The 9,377-nt window shown below is 69.8% G+C and carries 11 protein-coding genes and 1 tRNA gene; 9 read left to right on the forward strand and 3 right to left on the reverse strand.

The features are described 5' to 3' along the window. Window positions 1-4: 4 nt before the first annotated feature. Entirely contained in the window at window positions 5-856 is an 852-nt protein-coding gene (locus tag ABSL23_RS01640; protein ID WP_353634506.1) for a putative RNA uridine N3 methyltransferase, read from the reverse strand. A 293-nt stretch (window positions 857-1,149) separates the two neighbouring features. On the opposite strand from ABSL23_RS01640, the gene ABSL23_RS01645 reads away from it, so the two are divergent. From ABSL23_RS01645 to cruF, 8 genes are all read left to right on the forward strand, one after another. After that, a tRNA-Gly gene (locus ABSL23_RS01645) sits at window positions 1,150-1,220 on the forward strand. 293 nt (window positions 1,221-1,513) lie between these two features. Beyond that, a complete protein-coding gene (locus ABSL23_RS01650; protein WP_353634507.1) occupies window positions 1,514-2,419 on the forward strand; it encodes an MFS transporter in 906 nt (301 codons plus the stop codon). Continuing rightward, window positions 2,347-2,796 (forward strand): hypothetical protein, encoded by a 450-nt coding sequence (locus ABSL23_RS01655; RefSeq protein WP_353634508.1) that lies wholly within the window; start codon window positions 2,347-2,349, stop codon window positions 2,794-2,796. Before ABSL23_RS01650 ends, ABSL23_RS01655 begins: the two co-directional genes overlap by 73 nt. A 42-nt stretch (window positions 2,797-2,838) precedes the next feature. Then, entirely contained in the window at window positions 2,839-3,150 is a 312-nt protein-coding gene (locus ABSL23_RS01660; protein WP_059057545.1) for an MTH1187 family thiamine-binding protein, read from the forward strand. 49 nt (window positions 3,151-3,199) lie between these two features. Then, window positions 3,200-4,135: a methenyltetrahydromethanopterin cyclohydrolase gene (gene mch, locus ABSL23_RS01665; protein ID WP_353634509.1), complete on the forward strand. Its 936-nt coding sequence runs from the start codon at window positions 3,200-3,202 to the stop codon at window positions 4,133-4,135. 58 nt (window positions 4,136-4,193) lie between these two features. Next, window positions 4,194-5,729, forward strand: coding sequence for a phytoene desaturase family protein (gene crtI / locus ABSL23_RS01670; protein ID WP_353634510.1), 1,536 nt, complete (start codon window positions 4,194-4,196; stop codon window positions 5,727-5,729). Further along, complete coding sequence (locus tag ABSL23_RS01675; protein ID WP_353634511.1) at window positions 5,730-6,557, forward strand: prenyltransferase; 828 nt, start codon at window positions 5,730-5,732, stop codon at window positions 6,555-6,557. Further along, a complete protein-coding gene (gene cruF, locus ABSL23_RS01680; RefSeq protein WP_353634512.1) occupies window positions 6,550-7,389 on the forward strand; it encodes a bisanhydrobacterioruberin hydratase in 840 nt (279 codons plus the stop codon). Before ABSL23_RS01675 ends, cruF begins: the two co-directional genes overlap by 8 nt. Here cruF and ABSL23_RS01685 read toward each other — a convergent pair whose 3' ends face one another. Beyond that, window positions 7,390-8,358 carry a phytoene/squalene synthase family protein gene (locus ABSL23_RS01685; RefSeq protein WP_353634513.1) on the reverse strand — a complete coding sequence of 323 codons (969 nt, stop codon included), beginning with the start codon at window positions 8,356-8,358 and terminating at the stop codon, window positions 7,390-7,392. A 161-nt stretch (window positions 8,359-8,519) separates the two neighbouring features. Here ABSL23_RS01685 and ABSL23_RS01690 point away from each other — a divergent pair, with 161 nt between their 5' ends. Next, window positions 8,520-9,002, forward strand: a complete 483-nt coding sequence (locus tag ABSL23_RS01690) for a hypothetical protein (RefSeq protein WP_353634514.1) — start codon at window positions 8,520-8,522, stop codon at window positions 9,000-9,002. On the opposite strand, the gene ABSL23_RS01695 is transcribed toward ABSL23_RS01690, so the two are convergent. Next, a complete protein-coding gene (locus ABSL23_RS01695) occupies window positions 8,999-9,367 on the reverse strand; it encodes a hypothetical protein (RefSeq protein WP_353634515.1) in 369 nt (122 codons plus the stop codon). The genes ABSL23_RS01690 and ABSL23_RS01695 overlap by 4 nt on opposite strands. Between the last annotated feature and the right edge of the window lie 10 nt (window positions 9,368-9,377).

Here is a 9,377-nt window from a genome sequence, read left to right on the forward strand (position 1 = left end):
CGTATCACTCCGTGAGCGTCAGGCAGCCGAGGGAGGCGAACATCGCTTCTTCAGTTCGCACGACCTCGCTGCCTTGCGACGGGATGGTGTTGAGCCAGACGTCGAATCGCGCGGGTGCGTCGGTAGATGGGTCGGCGACCGCCTCGCTGACCTCGTCCCCGGTGAGCCCGAGCATGGACGGAAGCCCGCGTTCGGGCGCACCGAAGGCGACGGTCAGTCCGTCCCGGGCGGCGCGTTCGACGTACCCCTCGAGGGAGGCCGCGGCAAGCGGCGTCCCGTGGCGAGAGGTGGCGATGCGAACGCCCGCGTCGGGTCGGTCGAGAGCGTCACCGAGGCCCGTGCGTTCGACTGAGAACCCCGGGAGGGGTTCGTCGACCAGCTTCGCACGGACCGGTCGTCGCGAAGAGACCCTGATGGTCACGCGCTCCCCCTCCTCGACCTCCATACCGGGAGGCGTCTGGAGCGAGATTGGGTGTTGCATTCCGCAATTGACCCGAACGCGCCCTTCAGATCCGACCTGGGTCACGATTCCCTGTCGTAACGACCCAGACCCGCTCGAGTCTGAGCCGGTCCATGACGAGAGACGGAGCGGCGGCAGGACACCGGCGTACTCCAGTTCGTCGCGCGTGTCGAAGGCCTCCTTTCGGAGGTACGGTGGCGTCGCGGCGTACCGCAACACCGTTTCGACGAACCCGCCGCCCCACTTCCGCTCGCCGCCTTCGTCGGGGAAGACGACGAGTCGGTCCATCCGGAACACCGCCGCCGCGCGGGCGACGTAACCGAGCTTGCGAGTTGCCTCACGCTTGTCCTCGGCTTCCCGGACGAGAGACGACGGCACGAGTACGCTGCGTGTCATGCCGTGTCGCGTCCGTGTCTCGTCACGAGACTGTGGCATAGATACCGACGCCTCCGGTAAAAGGGTGGCGTTTCCCGTTCTACCCTGTGAGTGCGTTTCACGCCCGTCTACCGCCCGAATCGTGTGCGACGCGTTCGCACTCTCCGCGATGACTCGGTATTTCTATTTCTCTGCGCGCACGCGAACCCGGAACCCGGCGCGGGCGATGGCCTGTCGGTGCCTCTCACGGTCGGTCGCAAAGAACGGATTTATATGTGACCCCGCCATTCGTTCGAATGCGAACGAAGGCACGCGCGCTGGTAGTGTAGTGGTATCACGTGACCTTGCCATGGTCACAACCGGGGTTCAAATCCCCGCCAGCGCACTTCTCTACTAACTCTCACCGTTGAGTACTTCGCATAGCGGTCGCGTCGTAGCGCAGTTCCTCCAGAAGCACCGGCGCGCCAACGGGCGCACCGGCGGGTCGCGCGCTGCGAGCCGACAGCAGAAGTATCATACATATTACTGTAGTTCAGTTCGCACTCGAACCGCGGCCGGTGGCGACGTGACGGCCCGCACGCTCGTCGAGCGACGGTTTTGCCGGTTCTTCCACGTCTGTGTGTGCCACTCTCGCGGAGGGTTTATGTCTCCGTTCCAGCATCGTGTAGCCAGCCGCCTATGTCCCGCCTCTCCGCCTCGACGGTCGTCCTCCGGTACTACCTCTATCGGGCGACCGCGCGCCCCGGCTTCCACTACCCCGTCTACACGCTGTTCCTGCTGTTCAACGACCTCACGCTCGCGCAAATCGGGCTCATCGCGAGCATCCAGTCGGTGGTCGTCGTCACCTCCGAGGTCCCGACCGGCTACATCGGCGACCGCATCGGCCGCCGGAACAGCCTCGCGGTCGGCGCCGCAATCATGCTCGTCTCGAACGCCAGCTACCTCGTCGCGACCGACTTCATCGGGTTCACGTTCACGTTCGTGACGCTGTCGTTCGGCGGCACGTTCGTCTCCGGCAGCGGGAGCGCGTGGCTCTACGACACCCTCCAGGAGCACGACATGGAGGAGGAGTTCACGCGCATCAGCGGTCGCGGCCGAGCGCTCGGCCAGTGGCTGCGCGCGGTCACGCTCGTCGTCGGCGGCTTCCTGTACGCGGTCAACCGCTACTACCCCTTCTACGCGGGCGTCGTCGCGGCCGCCATCAGCCTCGTGCTGGTGTTGCGACTGCCCCAGAACCGCGCGTACGACGACGAAGTCACGGGTGACGACCTCGACGACGACCGGATGACCATTGTGGACGCGCTCCCGGTCATTCGCGAGCAGCTCTCCATGCCCGACCTCCGGTGGTTCGTCGTCTACCTCGCGCTGTTCAGCGGCGCGGTCCTCACGATGGACATGTGGATTCAGCCCATCGCGCAGGACACCCTCGAGACGACGTTCGGCCCGACGCTCGACGGCTGGGCATTCCCGAGGGCGGCGTGCTCGGCATCCTCTACGCCGCGTTTACGGTGGTGTCCGCGGTCACCAGCGACTACGCCAGCGACGTCGAGGAGCTGCTGGGCGTCCGCAAGGCGATGCTGTTGATTCCCGTCGCCATCGCCGCCTCGTACGTGCTCGCGGGGCTCGTGCCGCTGCTCGTGTTCCCGATGTTCTTCGTGATGAAGGGCGGGAACTCGCTGGTCGGCCCCATCACGAACCGCTACATCAACGACCAGGTGGAGTCGGTGGGGCGCGCGACCCTGCTGTCGTCGGTCGCGATGCTGCGCAACGTCGCCGGCGTCCCGTTCCGCGTCGGCAGCGGCATCCTCGCGACGTGGTACACGTCGATGACGGCCGTCGCCATCCTCGGCGCCATCTTCCTCGTGCTCGCGTTCGTCCTCTGGTCGGTCGCGTCGCCCGTGAGCGCGGACTACGAGCCGCCCGACAGCGGGAACACGACGGCCGACGCCGCCGAGGACTGACGGGTCGCTGCCGCTAAGTGGTGGCCCGACGCAGTCTCGGTCGTGACAGTCATCGCACTCCTCAGCGTCGCACCGGTCACCGAACAGAGCATGGCGAGCGACGTCGCCGACGCCGTCGCCGCGCTCGACGACTTCGACGTCACCTACGAGACGAACCCGATGGGCACGGTCGTCGAAGCCGAGGACATCGACACGTTGCTGGACGCGGTCGGCGCCGCCCACAAGGCCGTCGAGGGCGACCGCGTGAGCACGTTCCTGAAAATCGACGACAAGCGCGCGACCGACCAGACCGCCCGCGAGAAGGTCGACGCCGTCGAGCGCGAACTCGGCCGCGAGGCGCGCTCGGAGCGCTGACCGCGCCGGACTGAGAAACCTCTTGTGTCGGGGCGCCGAATCCGGCGGCATGGACAGTCTCAACCGGATGGCGCTGGAGCTCGCCGACGAAGCCCTCGAATTCACGGAGGAGCTGGACGTCGGCGCGTTCGAGTTGGACAACGGCGCGACGGTCATCGACTTCGGCGTCGAACACCGCGGCGGCCTCGAAGCCGGCCTGCTGCTGGCGGAACTGCAGACCGCGGGGCTGGCGACCGTGCAGACGCGCGTCGACGAGGTCGCGGGTGCGACGTTTCCGCACGTCGAACTGGCCTGCGACCGCCCCGCCGTCGCCCTGCTGGGCGCGCAGAAGGCGGGCTGGGAGCTCACCGTCGACGACTACGAGGGGCTCGGCAGCGGGCCCGCCCGCGCGCTGGTCGCCCGGGAGGGCGAGTACGAGGCCATCGACTACGTGGACGCCTTCGAATTCGCGGTGCTCGCACTGGAGAGCGACGCGTTCCCCACCGAGGCCGCCGCCGAGCAGGTCGCGGAACTCGCGGACGTGAACACCGAGAGCGTCTACCTGCCCGCGTACCGCACCGCGAGCGTCGCCGGCAGCGTCACCGCCGCGGCGCGCACCGCCGAACTCGCGCTGTTCCGGCTGTTCGAGCTCGGCTACGACCCGACGAACGTCCTCACCGCCTCGGGCAGCGCGCCGGTCGCGCCCGTCGCGGGCGACGAGGAAGCCGCCATCGGCCGCACGAACGACGCGCTCGCGTACGGCGGCCGCGTCCACCTCACCGTCACCGAGGACTTCGACGAGTTCGAGGCGGTGCCGTCGTCGGCGGCCGACCGCTACGGGAAGCCGTTCGCGGACATCTTCGCCGACGCCGACTGGGACGCCAGTACCGTCGACGAGGGCGTCTTCGGCCCCGCGCAGGTCACCATCGACGTCACGGGCGGCCCGACGTACGCGCTCGGCGACGTCCACGAGGACCTGCTCGCCGAGGGCTTCGGCGTCGCGTGAGCCAGCCGTAGCCGCCGGAGGGCGTCGTTTTATCTTGTGTGCGACTAACATTGCGGACATGAACGCCCTGTCGGGTCAGTCGGTGGCCGTAATCGGCGCGGGCTTCGGCGGCCTGTCGACGGCCTGTTACCTCGCGGACGCGGGCGCGGACGTCACCGTCGTGGAGAAGAACGAGCAGGTCGGCGGGCGCGCGAGCGCGCTCGAACGCGACGGCTTCACGTTCGACATGGGGCCGTCGTGGTACCTGATGCCCGACGTCTTCGAGCGGTTCTTCGCGGACTTCGACCGCGAGCCCTCGGACTACTACTCGCTGGAGCGCCTCGACCCACACTACCGCATCTTCTTCAAGGACAACGCCGGCCGCCGCCCGGGCCGGGACGCGCCCGGCCTCGACGTGAGCGCGGACGGCGACGTCGTGGACGTGACGCCGGACCGCGAGCAGGTCAAGGAGGTGTTCGACGCCTACGAGCCGGGAGCGGGCGACCGCCTCGACGACTACCTCGCGCAGGCGAAGGAGAACTACGAGGTGGGGATGGAGCACTTCGTCTACGAGGACCGCCCCCGCGTCCGGGACTGGCTGGACCCCGACCTCGCGGAGTACGCCCGCGGGCTCACCCTGCTGGGGTCGATGCAGGACCACGTCGAGAACTACTTCGACCACCCGAAGCTCCAGCAGATAATGCAGTACACGCTGGTGTTCCTCGGCGGCGCGCCGAACACGACGCCCGCGCTGTACAACCTGATGAGTCACGTGGACTTCAACCTCGGCGTCTACTACCCCGAGGGCGGCATGTCCGGGGTCGCGGACGGCATCGCCGACCTCGCCGAGGAACTGGGCGTGGAGTTCCGCACCGACCACCCGGTCACGAAGATTCACGGCTACCGCGGCGGCTTCAAGGTCGAGACCAGTGGCGAGACGGACGTGCTCGCGGACGTCGTCGTCTCGGACGCCGACTACGCCCACACCGAGCAGGAACTCCTGCCGGCCGAGAAGCGACAGTACGACGCCGACTACTGGGAGTCCCGAACGTACGCGCCGTCGGCGTTCCTCCTCTACCTCGGCGTGGAGGGCGACGTCGAGCCGCTCGCCCACCACACGCTCGTGTTGCCCTCCGACTGGGAACAGCACTTCGGCCAGATTTTCGACGACCCGGCGTGGCCCGAGGACCCCGCGTACTACCTCTGCGTGCCCTCGAAGACCGACGACGAGGTCGCGCCCGACGGCCACAGTAACCTGTTCGCGCTCGTCCCGGTCGTGCCCGGCCTCGACGACACCCCCGAGGTCCGCGACGAGTACCGCGACCTCGTGCTCGACGACATCGCCGAGAACACGGGCGTGGACCTCCGCGACCGCATCGTCGTCGAGGAGCGCTTCTCCGTCTCCGAGTTCGCCGAGCGGTACAACAGCTATCAGGGTACTGCGCTCGGCCTCGCGCACACGCTCCGGCAGACGTCGCTGTTCCGGCCGCCCCACCGCTCGTCGGCCCTCGACGGCCTCTACTTCACCGGCGCGTTCACGACCCCGGGCATCGGCGTGCCGATGTGTCTCATCAGCGGCGAAATCACCGCCGACTACGTCCTCGAAGACGCGTAGATGCTGCGCTACCTCCTCGTCCTCTCCCGGCCGCGGTTCTGGTTCTACCTCGCCGGCCCCGTCGTCGTCGGCGTCGCGTACGCCGCCGACACCGTCCCCGAGTTGTTCTCGCTGCCCGCGGTCGCGCTGTTCGCGTACTTCCTCGTGCCCGCGAACGTCTTCCTCTACGGCGTCAACGACGCCTTCGACCGCGACGCCGACGAAGTGAACCCGAAGAAGGAGGACAAGGAGGCGCGATTTAGGGGCGGCCGCGCGGTCTCGGCGGTCGTCGTCGCCTCGGGACTGCTGCTCGTCCCCGTCGCGGCCGTCCTGCCGGCGGTCGCGTACCCGTGGCTCGTCGCGTGGGCGCTGCTCTCCGTGGAGTACAGCGCGCCGCCGCTGCGCTTCAAGACGACGCCGCTGTTCGACTCGCTCTCGAACGGCCTCTACGTCCTCCCGGGCGCGGCCGCGTACGCCGCCGTCGCGGGCCACCAGCCGCCGCTGCTCGCCGTCGCCGGCGGCTGGCTGTGGGCGATGGGGATGCACACGTTCTCCGCGATTCCGGACATCGAGCCCGACCGCGAAGCCGGCATCACCACGACCGCCACCGCGCTCGGCGAGCGCCGCACGTACGCCTACTGCGCGGCGTGCTGGCTCGCGTCGGCCGCCGTCTTCGCCGCCGTGGACTGGCGGCTCGGCGCCGTCCTGTTCGCCTATCCCGTCCTCGTCGCCGGCATCGTCGCCGCCGACGTCGCGGTCGACCGCGCGTACTGGTGGTTCCCACTCGTGAACACCGTCGTCGGCGCCGCGCTCACCATCGGCGCGCTCTGGAGGCTCACGAATGTCTGAGGCCTCCACGCGCGCCCGGGTCGAGCGCCGCCTCGACGACCTCGTCGCGGGCCACCGCTTCGAAATCGCTGTCGTCTTTCCGGTGGTCGGCGCCGTCCTCCTGCTCGCCTCCGCGTGGGGGTGGCTCCCCGAGCCGCTGGCGTTCAACCCCTACCTCGTGCTCGCGGGCGTCGCCGTGATGCGCCTCCCCCTGATTGCGGGGCTGCTCCCGGTGACCGACCGCAAGGCCGCGGTCGCGGTGCTCGCGCTCGTCGCGTACGCGTTCGGCATCGAGTTCGTCGGCGTCGCCACCGGCTGGCCGTACGGCCACTTCGAGTACCTCGTCGAGCTCGGGCCGATGCTCGCCGGCAGCGTTCCGCTCGGCCTCCCGGTGTTCTTCCTGCCGCTGGTCGTCAACAGCTACCTCCTCGTCCTGTTGCTGTTCGGGCGCCACATCCGCCGCGCGGTCGTCCGCCTGCCCGCGGTCGCGGCGGTCGTCGTCTGGATGGACGTCGTCCTCGACCCCGGCGCAGTCGCGCTGGGCTTCTGGGCGTACGACGCCGCCGGCGCGTACTACGGCGTCCCGCTGTCGAACTACCTCGGCTGGGTTCTGTCGGCGACCGTCTCCGTCGCCGTCCTCGACTGGGGGTTCGACCGCGCCGCGCTCCGCGACCGCCTCACGCAGTGTCCCTTCTTCCTCGACGACCTCGTGAGCTTCGTGCTGCTGTGGGGCGCGGTGAACCTCGCGTTCGGCCAGCTCGTCCCCGCGCTGGCGGCGGGGCTGCTCGGCGTCGCGCTCGTCGAGACCGACCGCTTCGACTTCAGCGTCCTCCGGCGGAACCCCGCGCGGTAGCTACGGCGCGGGGTGGGGGTCGCCGTGGCCGCGCCGGCGGTCGCCGGAGGACGCGATGCAGCTCACGCGGTAGAACACGTACTCGGGGTCCCCGTAGAACGCCCACAGCGCCCGCGTCTTCGCGAGCAGCCAGAGCTTCCGCGTCGTCGAGAGGCTCGGCGTCTCCGAGAGCACGTCGTAGTTCCGGCTCCGAATCAGGCGGTGGTGGTCGGCGTACAGCACGGCCGACAGCAGCACCGCGAACTGGCAGTCCTCCGGGAGGTACTTGATGCCCGCGACGCCCTCCCGGTACTTCGTCTCCGTGCGCGCCAGCTCCGCGCGCATCGCGTCCCGGAACCCCGACGTGACCTCGCCGCGGCGCAACTGCTCGACGGTGACGCCGTGCTCGCCGCGCGTCTCCCCGGGGAGGTAGACGCGGTCGTAGTCCTCGACGTCCTCCTTGACGTCCCGCAGGAAGTTGCTCAACTGGAACGCCTCCGCGAGCGCCGCCGCGTGCGGCGCCGCCGCGTCGGGGTCCTCGACCTCCATGATGGCGACCATCATGTTCCCGACGGCGACCGCCGACCCGCGCATGTACGCCGCGAGGTCCTCGTGGGTGTCGTAGCGCGTCTCTTCGAGGTCCGTCAGCATCGCGTCCACGAACGTGTCCACGTCCTCGTCGGGGACGTCGTAGCGCTCCGCGAGTTCGGCGAACGCCGCCACCACTTCCGCGGTCTCCGCGTCGAGGCGCCCCGGCTCGACGGCCTCGCCGAGCGCCGCCGCGCGAATCGCCTCCAGTTCCGCGCGCTGGGCGTCCGGGTCGCGGTCCTCGGTGGTGTCCACGACGTCGTCGGCGACGCGGAAGAACGCGTACAGGACGTACGTCGCGTGGCGCACGCGCTCGGGGAGGAGCCGCGTCGCTAGGTGGAACGTCTTGCCCGTCCGCTGCTGTATCGCCTTGCTCGTCGATATCTGGGTGCTGTCGACCATTTGTTGGGGGCCAGATGCGGCACTCCGGCGCGTGCAGCTCCCGGCTGTGCTACTCACGTGTTGGGTGTGAACAATCAAAAAACACGGTGGCAGGAGCGACCGCCGCCGGCTCTCGGCGCGACGTCGCCGAACTCAAGGCCGTCGGCGCCCCAGCCACGCGTATGCAGCGCAAACCCGTCCCGCCGGCGCCCGACTCCACCGAGCGCGTCCGCGAGGTGCGCGACGCGGCGCCGCTGGTCCCCGAGTCCGAGGACGACTGCTGTCGGCGCCTCGTCGAGCGCGCGGGCGTCCACGACCGCGGGCAGGCCTCGGCGTGGCTCGTCTTCCTGACCGCGCTCGGCGCCGTCGAGGAGACGGACCTCGGGTACGCGCGGTCGCGCGAGGACCGCGACCGCGACGCGCTCGCCGCGAACTTCCGCGAGAACGTCTTCCTCGCGCCCGAGGTGCTGGACGCGCTCGGCGACGACCCCCGGCTGGCGAGCGACATCTTCGAAGCCGTGCGCGAGCGCGTGCCGCGCTGGGAGCGCACGAAGCGACAGGACTGGGAGGGGTTCTGGACCGAGCGCGTCGAGCGCCGCCTCGACTGGGCGGTGCTGCTCGGGCTCGCCGAGCGCGCCGACGGCGGCTACCGGCGGCCCGACTAGCCGAGGTGCTCGCGGTTCCGCGCGTAGAACGTCGCCTGTCCCGCGAACACGCCGACCGCGGCCGCGACCGCCGACGCCACCGGCCCCGTGATGCCCGCCGAGAGAACGGCGTAGCCGCCGCCGAGCCCGACTGCGGCCGTCGCTCCCGCGGCGAGCGCGCCGTCGACGACCTGCTCGGTGCTCGACTTCGCGGCGTCGTAGGCGTCCCTGTCGAGGCGCGTGCTCGTGCGGATGAGCGACGGCGTTCCCGCCGCCAGCCCGACCGCGAGCGCGTACGGCATCGCGACGTACAGCGACAGCCCGCCGGACACGACGGCGGCAGCGACGATACCCACGGCGAACTCCAGCGTGCGTCGTCCGACCATGCCGGGGTGT

The organism is Halobacterium sp. NMX12-1 (assembly GCF_040435975.1).
Classification (GTDB): Archaea; Halobacteriota; Halobacteria; order Halobacteriales; family Halobacteriaceae; genus Halobacterium; species Halobacterium hubeiense.